We start from the raw sequence: 14,667 nt of genomic DNA, 5'->3' as shown, positions 1-14,667 counted from the left end.
GGCGGACGCGCTCGTCCGTACACAGGAAAGAGAACCGTGAACTTCACTCCCGCTGCGTTTGTTTTCGCACTGTCTGCATCGTCCGCGTTGATCGCGGGCCTTGCCCCGTTGCCGCTCCATGCCGCGGGCATGCTGCCTGAGACCTCCGTCGTCATCGTCAACGAAAGCGACGGCGAGGCCAGCATCAACGTCAAGAACACCGATGCCAAGCCGGCCCTCATGTTCACGTCGCTGACGGGCATTCCCGGGGACGACGAGACCCTGCTGATCGTGACCCCGCCGGTCGCCCGGGTCGAGCCGGGGCAAACGCAGCTGGTGCGCTTTCTGTTGCAGACCAAGCAGCCGCTGCAGACGCAACGCCTGCGGCGCGTGATCTTCGAGGGCATTCCTCCGAAGAACATGGAACCGGGCCTGCGCGTGAACATGAACGTTCGCCAGAACCTGCCGGTGCTGATTCATCCCAAGGGCCTGGCGCAGGACGACCAGCCGTGGAAACGACTGAAGTGGTCGGTCGGGGCCGACACGCTGCGCGTGAGGAACGACAGTCCGTACGTGGTGCGCATGGCCGCCTCGGTCCAGTTGCTGCCGTCGACCGCGACGGTCGAGTTGCCGCGTCCCTATGTGCTTCCCGGCGAGTCGGTGGAAGTGGCCCTGCCGGCCGCTGCCCAGGGCGCCGCCACGGTGCGGCTGGTGCCCGCGACGGTGTACGGCTTCACTGTGGCCAGCTACGACGCCAGGCTCGCGGCGCACTGACGATGGCTGCGCGTTCCTTGTGCAGGGCGCCCCTGGCTGCCGCGATGGCTGCGGGGGGAGGGCGCACGAAAGGCGCTTCGGCAGGCCTGCCGGCGGCGCTCTGCGTGTTGCTGGTGTCTCCTTCGGCCTTTGCCCTGGCCGGCGAGGAGCGTGCCGACGCCATCGAGCAGTTCGTCAAGGAGAAGCAGGTCGCCGGCTTCGACCAGGACGTGCTCAAGCAGCGCGGCATCGATCCGAAGCTGGCGGACTACTTCCGGCACGAAGCCCGCTTTCGCGCCGGGGCGAACGTGGTGACGCTGTTCGTCAACGACGAGCGTCGCGGGCTGGTGCCCGCCACCTTCGATGCGGAAGGCCGCCTGTGCTTCGACGAGACACTGCGGGACAAGGCCGGCCTCGTCACCGGCCCAGAGGTGGGCGACGCAGCTGCGGGCGCCACGGCCTGCGATGCATTTCAGCGCCAGTTTCCCAGCACGATCATCGAGCTGCGCCCCGGCAGGGACGAGGTCCGCCTCATCGTGCCGACCGATGCGTTCCGGGCCCGCGAGCGCGCCGACACCTTCAGCAGCGGCGGCGCTGCCGGCCTGCTGAACTACGACCTGCTGACGATGGACAGCCGCCATGCCGGTGACCCACCACGCACTGCGCGCGCTGGTCTGGGACAGCGGCCATCGCTGCGGCTCCGGGGTGCTCTCCACGAACGTGTGCGGCCTGCGCCGCAAGCTCGGCCTTGGCTCGGGGCGCCATGGGCTGGAGCTGCAGGCCGTTCCGGGGCAGGGCTACCGGTTGAGCACCACGACCAGCGCGCCGGAAGAGAACAGGCGCCGGCAGCGGGAACCCGTCCGAAGGGCAGGGGAACGCGCGTGGGGGCGCGCAGCCGCTGCGCCGGGGTCGGCCGCCTAGGCGCTTGCCGATGCGGCTTCTGCCGCTGCATCGGGCCGCGCCAGCCCCGACGCCACGGCCGCCAGGATGCCGCGCAGCCAGCGGTGTGCCGGCTCGTGCTGCGAGCGGTCGTGCCACAGCTGGTAGAAGCGCATGCGCGGAAAGCCCTGCGGCGCGGGCACCGCCACCAGCGGCAGCGTGTGCACGAACTGCATCGCGAAATGGCGCGCGGTGGTGAAGACCAGGTCGGTGCCCACCAGCAGGTGCGGCGCCACGGTGAAGTAGGGCACGGCAATGCAGGCCTCGCGCGTCTGGCGCAAGGTGGCCAGGTGCGTCTCGACCACGCCGCGCTGCGACGCCGCATACGGCGTGGGCACCACGTGGCGCGCGGCGATGTAGCGCTCCATCGTCATGGCGCCCTTGGCGGCCAGCGGGTTGTTCTTGCCCATGAGGCACATCAGGTCGTCTTCGAGCAGCAGCGACAGGTGCAGCCGCTCGGGCGGCTGCGGCCAGTTGCCGATGACGATGTCCAGCTCGCCCTGGGCCAGCGCGCGCTCGTAGTCGTAGGTGACGCTCAGCGGGTGCACCACCAGCCGCGCATGCGGCGCCTCGGCGCGGAACCGCGTGGTCACGTCGGCCAGGAAGCTCATCGCCAGGTAGTCGGGCAGCGCGAGGTGGAAGGTCATCGCGCTCGAAGCGGGCTCGAACTGCTCGGGGCCCGAGAGCATGCGGTCGATTTCGAGCAACGCGCCGCGCGCGCGGTCGCGCAGCTGCAGCGCCCGCTCGGTCGGCACCATGCCGCTGCGCTCGCGCACGAGGATGGGGTCGGCGAACACCTCGCGCAGCCGGCGCAGCGCGGTGCTGATGGCGGGCTGGGTCTGGTTCATCCGCACGGCCACCCGGGAGACGCTGCGTTCGGCCACCAGGGCGACCAGCACGCGCAGCAGGTAGGTGTCGACGGGGGCGTGGGAGCGTGACATGGCGGCTGGGCGGAGAAAAGAGGCGTTGCCGACGGCAGGACCATCATGGCAAACCGTTATGCCGCACATTCTAGAGAGCGTGATCCGGGGCCGCGATATCTGCCTACAGTTCGCCACCAGCGGGAACGGCAGCCGCAAGCGGACCCACAGAAGGTCCCAGGCGGCGTGTCCCGTCCACACCTAGAAATGGAGACAACCATGAGCATGGACGCCACGATGGCGCCAGTCCGGGAACACACCGCCACGGCGGAACTGGACGGCATCTACCGCAAGATCATCTTTCGCCTGATTCCCTTCCTGATGCTGCTGTGGGTGCTGGCCTGGATCGACCGGGTCAACATCGGCTTCATCAAGCTGACGATGCTGGACGACCTGAAGTGGAGCGAGGCGTCCTACGGGCTGGGCGCGGGGATCTTCTTCCTGGGCTACTTCTTCTTCGAGGTGCCCAGCAATCTGCTGCTGCAGAAGATCGGCGCCAAGAAGACCATCATGCGCATCACCATCGGCTGGGGCCTGACCTCGATCGCCACGATGTTCGTGAAGAGCACCGAGGTGTTCTACCTGCTGCGCTTCCTGCTGGGCGTGTTCGAGGCCGGTTTCTACCCCGGCATCATCCTGTACCTGACCTACTGGTTCCCTGACAGCCGGCGCGCCAAGGCCTTCGGCATGTTCATGTCGGCCTCGGCCTTCGCGGGCGTGATCGGCGGGCCGCTGGCCGGCACCATCATGAACAACATGCATGGCGTGAACGGCTGGGCCGGCTGGCAGTGGGTGCTGCTGCTCGAGGGCATTCCCTCGGTGCTGGCCGGCATCGCCACCTACTTCTACCTGACCGACCGCCCCGAACAGGCCCACTGGCTCACGGCGCGTGAACGCCAGCTGGTGCACGACGACCTGGAGCGCGACCGCAAGGCGCTGGGCCACCGCGAGCACAGCATGCTGGCCTCGCTGAAGAACGGCAAGTTCTGGCTGCTGATCCTGATCTTCTTCTGCATCATCGCGGCGAACTCGTCGCTCACCTTCTACGGCCCGACGCTGGTCAAGGAGATCGGTTTCACCAACCCGCTGACCATCGGCTGGATCATGGCCGGCGCCTACCTGTGCGGCGCGGCCGGCATGATCTGGAACGGCTTCCACTCCGACCGCCACCAGGAGGCGCGCTACCACTGCGCACTGGCCGCGGCACTGGGTTCGGGTGCGTTGCTGGTGGTCGCGCTGTTCCTGCGCCAGAGCCCGGCCCTGGTGCTGGCGGGTCTCACGCTCGCCATCGTCGGCACCATGAGCGCGATCCCCGTGTTCTGGCAGATGCCCAACCGCTTCCTGGCCGGCACCGCAGCCGCCGGCGGCGTGGCGCTGATCAACTCGATCGCCAACCTCGCGGGCTTCGGCGCGCCGTGGATGCTGGGCCTCATCAAGACCGCCACCGGCAGCCTCGCGCCGGGGCTGTATGTGGTCGCGGCGGTGGAAGTCTGCGCCGCCGTGTTGATTCTGCTGTTCGTGCCGCGTCTGCAGAAGACGTCTGCGCGCTGATTCCTTCCCCCCTTCGTCCGACTGTCTGAATACAAAGGAGATGCGCTCCATGCCTTCCCACGCCCATCGTTTCGATCTCCAGGCGCTCAACGCCATGGACTGCGACGCGTTCGTCGCCGCACTCGGGCCGACTTTCGAGAACTCGCCCTGGGTCGCACGCTCGGCCTGGTCGCTGCGGCCCTTCGCCACCATCGAAGCGCTGCACGAAGCCATGCTCGACGTGGTGCGCCGCGCACCCGACGCCCAGCAGCTGGCGTTCCTCTGCGGCCACCCCGAGCTGGCGGGCCGCGAAGCCCAGTCCGGCACGATGACTGCCGAGTCGGTCGGCGAGCAGGGCAGTGCGGGCCTGAATGCGCTGAGCCGCGAGGAGATGGCCGAGATCCAGCGGCTGAACCGCGTGTACCGAGAGCGGCACGGCTTTCCTTTCATCATCGCGGTGCGGCGCAGCACCAAGGGCCAGATCTTCGAGGCGCTGCGCAGCCGCGCCGCCGAGTCCACCGAAGCCGAGCGCCGCGCGGCGCTGACGCAGATCGGCCTCATCACCCGCGGGCGCATCGACACGCTGCTGGATGCGTCCACCTCCCAAGGAGCGGTCCATGCCTGAGAAAGAAATTTCCCTGCCCGCACGCCGTCGCTTCGCGCTCTCGGGCCTCGCGCTCGGCGCCGCAGCCCTGGCGCCCCACGGTGCTGTTGCGCAGACAACGGCCGCACCCGCCGGCCCGGCCCAGGCCAGCGGCCCGATCGTGCTGCACGGCGTGAGCCCGCGCCTGACCGTGCACGCGCTCGACACCTTCCACGGCGCTGCGGCGACCGGCCTGCGCATCGATTTCTCGGTGCGCGAGGGCGACGGCTTCAAGCTGCTGCGCACCGTGACCATGAACGGCAACGGCCGCGCCGACGAGCCGCTCTTGATCGGCGACAGCTACCGCGCCGGCGACTACGAGCTGCTGCTGCACGTGGACGAGTACTTCGCGCGCAAGCAATCGCGCCTGCCCACGCCGCCGTTCCTGTCGAAGCTGCCGGTGCGCATCCGCGTGGCCAACGTGGCCGAGCGCATCCACCTGCCGATCCAGTTCGGCCCGTGGAGCTACACCTACTCGCGCGGCAGCTGAACAAGCAGGCCCCGTTCGTTCCCATCGTCTGCAAGGAGTTTTGTTCTCATGACCGGCATCACCACCCACGTGCTCGACATCACCACCGGCCGCCCGCTCGTCGGGCTGAAGGTCGACCTCTACGACGTGGCGACCACGCCGCCGACGCGCCTGAACAGCACGCGCACCAACGCCGACGGCCGCACCGACGCGCCCATGCTGGCCGCCGCCTCGGCGCGCACCGGGCAGTTCGAGCTGCAGTTCCATGTCGGGGACCACTTCAAGGCGGCCGATGCGCTGTCGGACGTGGTGCCCGTGCGCTTCGCCATCGCCGACGCCGCGCAGCACTACCACGTGCCGATGCTGTGCGCCCCCTGGTTTTTTTCCACCTATCGCGGCAGCTGACCGCGGGAGCTTTTCCTGAATGACCACATCCCATGACCCCCACGCAGGCGCGTACCTGCTCGACTCCATCCGCCTCGCCATGGGCAACATCCGCGAACGCAAGACCTGGCCTTTCGGCGCCGTGATCGCGCGCGACGGCAAGGTGATTGCCACCGCCGTCAACGAGGTGGACGCCCTGTGCGACCCCTCGGCCCACGCCGAGATGCAGGCCGTGCGCGCCGCCGCCAAGGCGCTGAAGAGCACCGACCTGTCGGGCTGCACCGTGTACGCCAGCGGCTACCCGTGCTCGATGTGCCTGACGGCGATGTACCTGTCGGGCGTGAAGGAGGTCTTCTACGCTTACTCGAACGAAGACGGCGAACCCTTCGACCTGTCGGCCGCACGCGGCTACGTCGAGATCGCCCGGCCGGTGGAGCAGCGTGAGATGAAACTGCATTCGCTGCCGGTGCGCGATGAGGCTGATGAGGACTTGTACGAGGCGTGGCGCAAGGTGGCGCAGCCGGCGGGTTGACCCGCAAGAAAGCCCCGCACCGCCCCCGACGCTAGGGGCGGGCGGGCAGCTTCCCGGCCGGCATCCGCAGCTCGTCGAGGAAGCGCCGCGCGGCAATCGACAGCGTCGACTTCTGCCGCCGGATCACGTGGATGCGGTGCACCGTGGCGCCGATGTCAGCGATGGCGCAGGCCTTGAGCCCCCATTCCTGCGCGATGCGGGCCGCGTAGCCGGGCAGCACGACCACCCCCGCACCCGCACGCACCAGCCCGAGCGCGGCGGTGAGCGTGCCGACCTCGATGGCGCTGGGCAGCGCGATGCCCTGGCGCGCCACGATGTCGTCGATGGTGCGCCGCACCGTGTACACGTTGCGCAGGCTGATGTGCTCCCAGCGCGCCAGCTCTTTCCACGGGACCTTCTTCTTCGCGGCCATCGGGTGGTCCGCGCGCACCACGGCGAACATCGAATCCTCGAACGCGACCTGGGTGTCGGCGCCGGCAATCTCGTGGTCGATCGCGCCCAGGCCGAAGTCGACCCGGCCGGCCAGGACGCTCGCGACGGTCTCGTCGGTCGAGAGTTCGTGCAGGTCGAACTGCACGCCGGGGTAGCGCCTGCGGTAGTCGGCGATCAGCGGGGCCAGCAGGCCGTAGACCATCATCGGTGAGGCGGCGATGCCGACGCGCCCGCGCTGCAGGTCGGCAAGCTCGGCCACGCTGCGCGCCGCCGAGCGCATGGTCGCGATGATCTCCACCGCGAAGGGATGGAACTCCACGGCCTGCGCATTGGGCTGCACGCGCCGCGTGGTGCGGTCGAACAGCGCGAACCCCAGCTGCGTCTCAAGTTCGGCGACCACCTTGCTCACGGCCGACTGCGTCATGTGGCGCTGGGTGGCGGCCGCGGTGAAGCTGCGCGTGTCGAACAGCGCCAGGAAAACCTCGAGCTGCCGGATGGTGATATTCATTCCAATGGGGACTTGGTTTATTCGAATAATTCCATTGTTGCATCAATGAGGGCTGCCTACGATCAGGCGCAATCCCATCACCGACCCGCCTGCACCATGGAAACCTCCACCGAATCCCGCCCTTGCTGCCACGTCGATGTCGATGCCGAAGGCGTCGCCAACGTGCAGTTCGACAACGGCCGCCTCAACCTGCTCACCGCCGAGGCCGCCGCCATCTATACCGAGACGCTGCACGAGCTGCAGTGGCGCGACGACATCCGCCTCATGGTCCTGCGCGGGCGCCCCACGGCCTTCGTGGGCGGGGCCGACATCAAGTTCCTCAAGGACGCGAAGCACCGCGACATCGATGCCTACATCAAGGGCGTGTTCGCGCTGTGCGAGCAGCTGCGCGCCTTGCCGTTTCCCACCATGTCGGTGGTGTCGGGCTACTGCCTGGGCGCCGGCATGGAGGTCGCGACCGTGTGCGACCTGAAGATCGCCGCGAAGGACGCGCGCTTCGGCATGCCCGAGGTCAAGCTCGGCGTGCCCTCGGTCATTCATGGTGCGCTGCTGCCGGGTCTGATCGGTTGGGGCCGCACGCGCGACCTGCTGCTGTCGGGCCGCATGATCGACGCCGACACGGCCTGCAGCTGGGGCCTCATCACCGCGACAGCGCCCGCCGAATCGCTCGAGGACGAAGTTGCCACGTGGCGCCACGAGCTGCTGTCGGGCGCGCCGCAGGCCCTGCGCAACCAGAAGGCGCTGATCCGCAGCTGGGAACGCATGCCCACGCAGGACGCCATCGCCGTCGGCGTCGAGGCGCTGGTGCGCGCCTACGACACGAGCGAGCCCAAGGACTACATCGAGGCCTTCCTGCGCGCGAGAAAGCGCGGCTGAAGCAGCCTCTCAAGGAGACACAGACACATGACAACGATCTCGAAATTCGTGCGCGCCGCCGCCCTCGGGCTGGCACTGGCCTCGGGGCTTTCCGCGGCCGTCGCGTCCACGTACCCCGACCGCCCCGTGACGCTGGTCGTGCCCTTCACCGCAGGTGGCATGACCGACGTGCTGGCCCGCCAGCTGTCGCGCAGGATGCAAGACGAGCTCAAGCAGCCCGCGGTGGTCGAGAACCGCGTGGGCGCGGGCGGCATCATCGGCGCGGAGCGCGTCGCCAAGTCGCGCCCGGACGGGTACACGCTGCTCATCACGACGACGGCGCATGTCGTCAACCCGGCCATCACCAGGCAGTTGCCGTATGACACGGAGAAGGACTTCGTGCCCGTGGCCCTGCTGGCGCGCACGCCGAACGTGCTCGTGGTCCATCCCTCGGTGCCCGCGAAGAACCTGCAGGAGCTGATCGCGTTCGCGAAGAAGAGCGGCGGCGTGTCCTACGGCTCGTCGGGCACCGGCGGTACGACGCACCTGTCGGGCGAGCTGCTGGCGGCCCGCACGGGCGCGCCGTTCCTGCACGTGCCCTACAAGGGCACGGCGCTGGCGGTGAACGACGTGCTGGGCGGACAGATCCACGCGGCCTTCGTCGATGCGCTCACGGCGGTGAAGTACGTCGAGAGCCAGAAGCTGCGCGCCATCGCCGTGTCGACCGCGCAGCGCAACCCCTCGCTGCCCGACGTGCCCACCATCGCCGAGCAGGGCGTGCCCGGCTACGAGACCGAGATCTGGATCGGCTTGTATGCACCGCGCGGCACGCCGCCCGCGATCGTGCAGCAGCTCAACCGCATCGCCATCGGCGCGATGAGCGAGCCGGCATTCAAGGAAATGCTGGCAAGTCAGGGCACGGCGCCAGGCACGATGGATGCCGTGGCCTTCGCGGCCTTCGTGAAGCGCGAGATCGCCAAGTGGCAGGCCATCGTGCGCGACGCGCGCATCGAGCCGCAATGAAGGAGGGTGGTGTGACGACGATGGCACTGCCTCTCTCGGGTGTCCGCATCCTCGATCTGACGAGCGTCATCATGGGGCCGTACGCCACGCAGATGCTCGCGGAGTACGGCGCCGACGTCATCAAGGTCGAGCCGCCCGAGGGCGACATCATGCGCGGCATGGGGCCCGTGCGCGAAGAGGGCATGGGGCCGGTTTTTCTCAATCTGAACCGCGGCAAGCGCAGCCTGTGCCTCGACCTGAAGGCGCCCGAAGCGGCCGACACGCTGCTGCGCGCGGTGGCCACGGCCGACGTGTTCATCACCAACATGCGACAGGGCGCGCTCGCGCGCCTCGGGCTGGGCTGGGACGACTTGAAGCGGCACCACCCGAAGCTGATCTACGTTTTCCTGTCGGGCTTCGCGCAGGACGGTCCGTACGCGGGCCGCCCCGCGTACGACGACCTGATCCAGGGCATGGTGGGCCTGCCCGCGCTCGTGGCCGCCGCCGGCGACGGCGACGGCGAGCCACAGTACCTGCCGCTGAACATCGCCGACAAGACCATGGGCCTGTTCGCCGCGCAGACCGTGCTGGCCGCGCTGCTGCAGCGCCACCGGAACGACGCACAGGCCCAGGGCCAGTTCATCGAGGTGCCGATGTTCGAGACCATGGCGAACTTCGTGCTGCTCGATCACATGGCCGGCGCGAGCTTCGAGCCGCCGCTGGGACCGTCGGGCAACCCGAGGCTGTTGTCGTGCTACCGCAAGCCTTACCGCACACAGGACGGATGGCTGAGCACGCTGCTGTACACCGACAAGCACTGGGAAAGCTTCCTGCGGCTGGTGGGGCAGGAGGCGCTGTGGCACAGCGACCCGCGCTTTCGCACCATGGCCCGCCGCACGCAGCACATCGACGCGGTGTATGCCTTCGTGGAGCAGCACATCGCGCAGCACCCGACGGCACACTGGCTGGAGGTCTTGCGGGAGGCCGACATTCCGGTGGCGCGCATTCCCGGCGTCGACGCGCTCATCCGCGAGTTGCGCGACAGCGAAAGCGGCCCGGTGCGGGACTATGCCGATGCACACGGCAACACCTACGTCGGGCTGGAGCCCGCGGCGCGCTGGCTGCATGCGCAGCCGGTGGCGGGCAGGGCGGCGCCCCGGCTCGGCGAGCACACGGAGGAGCTGCTGCGGGAGCTGTCGGCAGCGCCGGCCAGCTGACACTGCGTGCCATACTGCCCGCGTGTTCACGTGGCGCAGCAGCCATCGAGGAGAAAGACGCACATGGTCCAGCAGGCCAAGCGCAGCGCAACCACCGTCGGGGCCATCCTCGCCTCGGCACGGCAGCTGTTCATCGAGCGGGGGTTCGCGGCGGTCAGCATCGACGACATCGCAACCGGCGCGGGGATCGCCAAGGGCGGCCTGTATCACCACTTCCGCGCCAAGCACGACGTCTTCGAGGCCGTGCTCGATGCGGTGCAGGCCGAGCTTGCTGCGGAACTCGGCACGCGCATCCAGCGTATCGAAGGGCATCGCTCGCCCCACACCATCGCGACCAACCTGCGCATCTACCTCGAAGCGGCCACGCAGGAGGGCCTGCGCCAGCTGATCCTGGTCGACGGGCCCGTGGTGCTCGGCTGGGAGCGCTGGCGCGGCATCGACGACCGCCACTTCATGGACTCGATCCGCACCGGGCTCGTGGCCATCATGCCGGCAGGCACGCCGCCCGAAGAGATCGAGGCCGCCACGCGACTCATCGCCGGCGCAGTGGCCGAAGCGGCGCTGGCCTGCGGGGCGGCGCAAGACCCGGTGGCCGCCGTGCAGCTGCACTGCCGGCTGCTCGAAACCATGCTGTGCGGGCTGCAGCAACACGGGTCGGATTCACACCCGGATTGACAAACCGACTGTGAGTCGGTAAATTTTCTCCATCGCATCCGATGGAGACAGACATGGCGTTTCCTGGCAAGACCGATCCCGCCGACCCCGCCCTGGGGACCGAAGCGTTGTTCGCGCGGTACCACGTCGGATGGGAAACACGCGACCCCGATCGCATCGCATCGCTGCATTCCGAAGACACGACCTACTGGCTGCACGACGGTTCCGCACCGGTGCGCGGGCGCGAGGCGCTGCGCCAGTACTGCGTCGGCGTGTTCGCCCGTTACCCCTTCAGCTTCGAACTGCGGCGCAGCCTGTTCGGCGCGCGGCACTGGGTGCTGGAGTGGGTGATGGTGCTGCCGCTGAAGGACACGGCAGGGCAGCCGTTCACCGCGCGCGTCGAGATGCTCGACGTGGTCGACGTCAACGACGCTGGCGAGGTGACGCGCAAGGACGTCTACATGAACGGCGCCCAGTCGCAGGCCGCCTTTGCGCGCGCGGGCATCGCGCCCGGCCAGCCGTAGCCGTCTCGTTCTTGAAGCATCGCTCCCGCTTCCGGCTTGTCGGAAGCGGGCAGGGCGCAGCCACGCCCAACGACCGGTTACCACCCACCAGGGGCACGCCATGCACACCCGCCCGCATCACACGTTCTGGCCCCGACGCCTGCCTCGCGCCCTGCACGCGGCGCGCACGCCGCTGTGGGACAACCTCGCGGTCAATGCCCGCCGCTTTCCCGACAAGGCGGCGCTCATCTTCATGGGGTGCACGCTGAGCTATGCGCAGCTGTGGGCCGGCGTCGAGCGCCTGTCGGCCGGCCTGCATGCGCTAGGCGTGCGCCCCGGCGACCGCGTGCTGCTGGCGATGCAGAACTGCCCGCAGCTGGTGATCGCGCATTTCGCGATCCTGCGCGCCGATGCCGTGGTGGTGCCGGTCAACCCGATGAACCGCGCCGAGGAGCTGAAGCATTTCATCGTCGATCCCGATGCGCAGGTGGCGATCGCGACAGCGGACCTCGCGGTCGAGCTCGCGAAAGCCAGCGATGCCTTGCCGCCGGTGCAGCAGCTGCGCCACCTCGTCGTGACGCAGTTCACCGATGCCTTCGACCCGGCCGCGCTAGCGGAACAGGACATGCCGGCAGCCTGGGCGCCGTGGCTGCTGCCACGGCGCGAACTGCCGGCGCTGGCCGGTGGCACGGTGCAAGCCTGGACCGACTGCCTGGCCTGCGAAGCCGCACCGCCCGTGGCCCGCGCCGATGCGGACGCACTGGCCCTGTTGCCCTACACCAGCGGAACGACCGGCCTGCCCAAGGGCTGCATGCTCAGCCACGCGAACGCGATGCACAACGCGATGGCCATCAACGCCTGGGGCAACGTGACGCCGCAGAGCATCCACCTCGTGGCCGTGCCGATGTTCCACATCACCGGCATGGTGGGCGTCATGCATGCGGCGATGCAGGTGGGCGCCACGGCCGTGCTGATGCCGCGCTGGGACCGCGAGCTGGCGGGCCGGCTGATCGCCACGCACCAGGTCACGCACTGGGCCAACATCCCGACCATGGTCATCGACCTCTTGGCCAGCCCGAACGTGGCGCGCTTCGACCTGTCGAGCCTGGTCGCCATCGGTGGGGGCGGGGCGGCGATGCCGCAGGCGGTGGCGCAGCGGCTGTTCGAGCAGTACGGCCTGCGCTATGTCGAGGCCTACGGCCTCACCGAAACCGCCGCGCCCTCGCACTACAACCCGCCCGACGCACCCAAGCTGCAGTGCCTGGGCATCCCGTTCATGAGCACTGACGCGCGCGTGATCGACCCCGACACGGGCCGCGAGGTCGCGCCGGGAGCGCAGGGCGAGATCGTGATCCACGGGCCGCAGGTCTTCGCGGGTTACTGGAAGCGCCCGGCGGACACCGAGGCCGCCTTCGTCGAGATCGACGGCAAGCGCTTCTTCCGCTCCGGCGACATGGGGCATGTGGACGGGGAGGGCTACTTCTTCGTCACCGACCGGCTCAAGCGGATGATCAACGCGAGCGGCTTCAAGGTCTGGCCGGCCGAGGTGGAGGCACTGATGTTCCGCCACCCGGCGATCCAGGAGGCCTGCGTGATCGCGACCCGGGACGCCTACCGCGGCGAATCGGTCAAGGCGCTGGTGGTGCTGAAGCCTGCGCAAGCGCCGGTGAGCGCGCAGGACATCATCGACTGGTGCGCCGCGAACATGGCGGCGTACAAGGCGCCGCGCGTGGTGCAGTTCGTCGATGCGTTGCCCAAGAGTGGCAGTGGCAAGGTGATGTGGCGCGCGCTGCAGGAAGCAGAGGCTGCGTCAACGTGAATCCGACGGGTCCGGGCGAACGATGACCGGCGCATGCTGCGCCATCAGCCCGGCGACCCACTCGATGAACGCGCGCAGCTTGGCGCTCACATGCCGGTTCGGCGCGAACGCCACGTACAGCGGCATCGGATCGAGCTGCCAGTCTTCGAACAGCGGCACCAGTTCGCCGCGCGCCCGGTGCGGCGCGGCCATGTAGTCCGGCAGCCAGAGGATGCCCAGGCCCGCCAGCCCGGCCGCGAGGTAGGCGTTGCCGTCGTCGACCGAGAGCACGTAGCGGCCCTGCACGTCGACGCGCTCGCCGCCCCGGTGCATGGCGTACGGAAAGGTCTTGCCGTGGCGCGACCACAGGAAGCCGACGATGCGGTGGTGCGTGTCTTCCAGCTCGCGCGGATGCGTTGGCGCGCCGGCCAGCTCGAGGTAACTCGGCGCCGCATAAACCCCGAGCTGCAGGTCGCCCACGCGGCGGGCCATGAGCGACGGGTCGTTGAGCTCGCCGCCGCGCACGACGCAATCGACGTTCTCGCCGATCACATCGACCATGCGGTCGCTCACGCCCATGTCGAGCTGGATGTCGGGGTAGCGCGCATGGAAGGCCGGCAGCGCGGGCACCAGGATCATGCGGGCCAGTGGGCTGGGCACGTCGACCCGCAGGCGGCCGCGGGGCAGGGCGGCGGCGCTCGACAGGCTGGTCTCGGCATCGTCCAGGTCGGCCAGCAGCCGCACCGCACGCTCGTAGTACGCCGCACCGTCGGCCGTGACGTTCACCTTGCGCGTCGTGCGATTGAGCAGCTTCACACGCAGCCGCGCCTCCAGCTGCTGCACGAGCTGGGTCACGCTGGTCTTGCTCATGTGCAGCGTGTCGGCGGCCTTGGTGAAGCTGCCGGCTTCCACCACGCGGGTGAAGGCCTGCATTGCATCGAAACGGTCCATCGGAGGGCTCCTGCGGGGCGTGTGCCTTGATTGATTGTTTGGAATCTGCAAACAGTGATTGTTGGCTTTGCCGGTTTATCGATGGCGCATGGCTTCCTAAAGTCCCTGCATCGTCCTCACTCACCGCAGAAAGAAAACACCCCATGGCCTCCTCACGCGACGTCGTTTTTCCACCCGGGCGCCAGGCGCTCTACGAGCGCAACCGCTATTCGCCGGCCGTTCGCGCCAACGGCTTCCTGTTCGTGTCGGGGCAGGTCGGCAGCCGCGAAGACGGCTCGCCGGAACCCGAGCTGGAGGCCCAGGTGCGGCGCGCCTTCGACAACCTGAATGCCATCCTGAAAGCCGCAGGCTGCACCTTCGACGACGTGGTCGACGTGACGGTCTTCATCGTCGATCCGGAATCGAACTTCGAAACCATCTGGAAGCTGGTGCCCGAGTACTGGGGCGAAGCGCCGCACCCGACGCTGACCGGGATCGGGGTGACGTGGCTGTATGGGTTCCAGTTCGAGATCAAGGTGATTGCGAAGCTGCCACAGACCTGATTCGGGAAAGCTTCGCGGTGGCCTGAAACGAAGCCCTGGCCCCGCCCGCCGCGCCA

17 protein-coding genes are annotated in these 14,667 nt (G+C 68.7%); 13 read left to right on the top strand and 4 right to left on the bottom strand.

The genetic code is table 11. The annotated features are described in order from the left end of the window. The first annotated feature begins 36 nt into the window (after positions 1 to 36). Positions 37 to 753, top strand: coding sequence for a fimbria/pilus chaperone family protein (locus AC07Q9_RS09830; RefSeq protein WP_495309074.1), 717 nt, complete (start codon positions 37 to 39; stop codon positions 751 to 753). Here the strand turns inward: AC07Q9_RS09830 and AC07Q9_RS09825 are convergent. Together AC07Q9_RS09825 and AC07Q9_RS09820 are read right to left on the bottom strand one after the other, a co-directional pair. Next, the gene (locus AC07Q9_RS09825) at positions 726 to 1,448 is read right to left on the bottom strand and encodes a hypothetical protein (protein WP_495309073.1); all 723 of its coding nucleotides are present in this window, start codon (positions 1,446 to 1,448) and stop codon (positions 726 to 728) included. The two genes, AC07Q9_RS09830 and AC07Q9_RS09825, sit on opposite strands and share 28 nt — an antisense overlap. 201 nt (positions 1,449 to 1,649) lie before the next feature. After that, positions 1,650 to 2,612, bottom strand: coding sequence for a LysR family transcriptional regulator (locus AC07Q9_RS09820; RefSeq protein WP_495309071.1), 963 nt, complete (start codon positions 2,610 to 2,612; stop codon positions 1,650 to 1,652). A gap of 204 nt (positions 2,613 to 2,816) precedes the next feature. Here AC07Q9_RS09820 and AC07Q9_RS09815 point away from each other — a divergent pair, with 204 nt between their 5' ends. From AC07Q9_RS09815 to AC07Q9_RS09795, 5 genes are read left to right on the top strand one after another with little or no spacing between them, the layout of a single operon-like run. Beyond that, complete coding sequence (locus AC07Q9_RS09815; RefSeq protein ID WP_492683389.1) at positions 2,817 to 4,142, top strand: MFS transporter; 1,326 nt, start codon at positions 2,817 to 2,819, stop codon at positions 4,140 to 4,142. Positions 4,143 to 4,191: 49 nt separating this feature from the next. Continuing rightward, positions 4,192 to 4,746, top strand: coding sequence for a 2-oxo-4-hydroxy-4-carboxy-5-ureidoimidazoline decarboxylase (gene uraD / locus AC07Q9_RS09810; protein WP_495309070.1), 555 nt, complete (start codon positions 4,192 to 4,194; stop codon positions 4,744 to 4,746). After that, on the top strand, positions 4,739 to 5,254 hold the full coding sequence (locus AC07Q9_RS09805) for a hydroxyisourate hydrolase (protein ID WP_495309068.1): 516 nt from the start codon (positions 4,739 to 4,741) through the stop codon (positions 5,252 to 5,254). Before uraD ends, AC07Q9_RS09805 begins: the two co-directional genes overlap by 8 nt. Positions 5,255 to 5,302: 48 nt before the next feature. Then, positions 5,303 to 5,638 (top strand): hydroxyisourate hydrolase, encoded by a 336-nt coding sequence (gene uraH, locus AC07Q9_RS09800; RefSeq protein ID WP_062472877.1) that lies wholly within the window; start codon positions 5,303 to 5,305, stop codon positions 5,636 to 5,638. Between the two features lie 19 nt (positions 5,639 to 5,657). Continuing rightward, positions 5,658 to 6,149 carry a nucleoside deaminase gene (locus AC07Q9_RS09795; RefSeq protein WP_495309067.1) on the top strand — a complete coding sequence of 164 codons (492 nt, stop codon included), beginning with the start codon at positions 5,658 to 5,660 and terminating at the stop codon, positions 6,147 to 6,149. A gap of 31 nt (positions 6,150 to 6,180) precedes the next feature. Here the strand turns inward: AC07Q9_RS09795 and AC07Q9_RS09790 are convergent, their stop codons facing one another. Continuing rightward, the gene (locus AC07Q9_RS09790) at positions 6,181 to 7,089 is read right to left on the bottom strand and encodes a LysR family transcriptional regulator (RefSeq protein ID WP_495309065.1); all 909 of its coding nucleotides are present in this window, start codon (positions 7,087 to 7,089) and stop codon (positions 6,181 to 6,183) included. A gap of 96 nt (positions 7,090 to 7,185) precedes the next feature. Here AC07Q9_RS09790 and AC07Q9_RS09785 point away from each other — a divergent pair, with 96 nt between their 5' ends. The 6 genes from AC07Q9_RS09785 to AC07Q9_RS09760 all read left to right on the top strand — a co-directional run bounded on the left by AC07Q9_RS09785 (position 7,186) and on the right by AC07Q9_RS09760 (position 13,139). Beyond that, positions 7,186 to 7,965 carry an enoyl-CoA hydratase-related protein gene (locus tag AC07Q9_RS09785; RefSeq protein ID WP_492683336.1) on the top strand — a complete coding sequence of 260 codons (780 nt, stop codon included), beginning with the start codon at positions 7,186 to 7,188 and terminating at the stop codon, positions 7,963 to 7,965. A 27-nt stretch (positions 7,966 to 7,992) separates the two neighbouring features. Beyond that, on the top strand, positions 7,993 to 8,967 hold the full coding sequence (locus tag AC07Q9_RS09780) for a tripartite tricarboxylate transporter substrate binding protein (protein WP_495309062.1): 975 nt from the start codon (positions 7,993 to 7,995) through the stop codon (positions 8,965 to 8,967). 20 nt (positions 8,968 to 8,987) lie between these two features. Continuing rightward, positions 8,988 to 10,163 (top strand): CaiB/BaiF CoA transferase family protein, encoded by a 1,176-nt coding sequence (locus AC07Q9_RS09775; RefSeq protein ID WP_495309966.1) that lies wholly within the window; start codon positions 8,988 to 8,990, stop codon positions 10,161 to 10,163. A gap of 63 nt (positions 10,164 to 10,226) precedes the next feature. Continuing rightward, positions 10,227 to 10,838, top strand: a complete 612-nt coding sequence (locus AC07Q9_RS09770) for a TetR/AcrR family transcriptional regulator (RefSeq protein ID WP_495309060.1) — start codon at positions 10,227 to 10,229, stop codon at positions 10,836 to 10,838. A gap of 53 nt (positions 10,839 to 10,891) precedes the next feature. Beyond that, the gene (locus AC07Q9_RS09765) at positions 10,892 to 11,341 is read left to right on the top strand and encodes a nuclear transport factor 2 family protein (RefSeq protein ID WP_307638209.1); all 450 of its coding nucleotides are present in this window, start codon (positions 10,892 to 10,894) and stop codon (positions 11,339 to 11,341) included. Between the two features lie 100 nt (positions 11,342 to 11,441). Continuing rightward, entirely contained in the window at positions 11,442 to 13,139 is a 1,698-nt protein-coding gene (locus AC07Q9_RS09760; protein ID WP_495309058.1) for a long-chain fatty acid--CoA ligase, read from the top strand. Here the strand turns inward: AC07Q9_RS09760 and AC07Q9_RS09755 are convergent. Continuing rightward, positions 13,131 to 14,069 (bottom strand): LysR family transcriptional regulator, encoded by a 939-nt coding sequence (locus tag AC07Q9_RS09755; RefSeq protein WP_495309056.1) that lies wholly within the window; start codon positions 14,067 to 14,069, stop codon positions 13,131 to 13,133. The genes AC07Q9_RS09760 and AC07Q9_RS09755 overlap by 9 nt on opposite strands. Before the next feature lie 143 nt (positions 14,070 to 14,212). On the opposite strand from AC07Q9_RS09755, the gene AC07Q9_RS09750 reads away from it, so the two are divergent. Continuing rightward, complete coding sequence (locus AC07Q9_RS09750; protein ID WP_495309054.1) at positions 14,213 to 14,611, top strand: RidA family protein; 399 nt, start codon at positions 14,213 to 14,215, stop codon at positions 14,609 to 14,611. Positions 14,612 to 14,667 lie beyond the last annotated feature (56 nt).

The sequence above is a fragment of the Variovorax sp. GW821-FHT09A10 genome (genome assembly GCF_059418385.1).
This window is presented reverse-complemented; position numbering and strand designations above follow the sequence as displayed.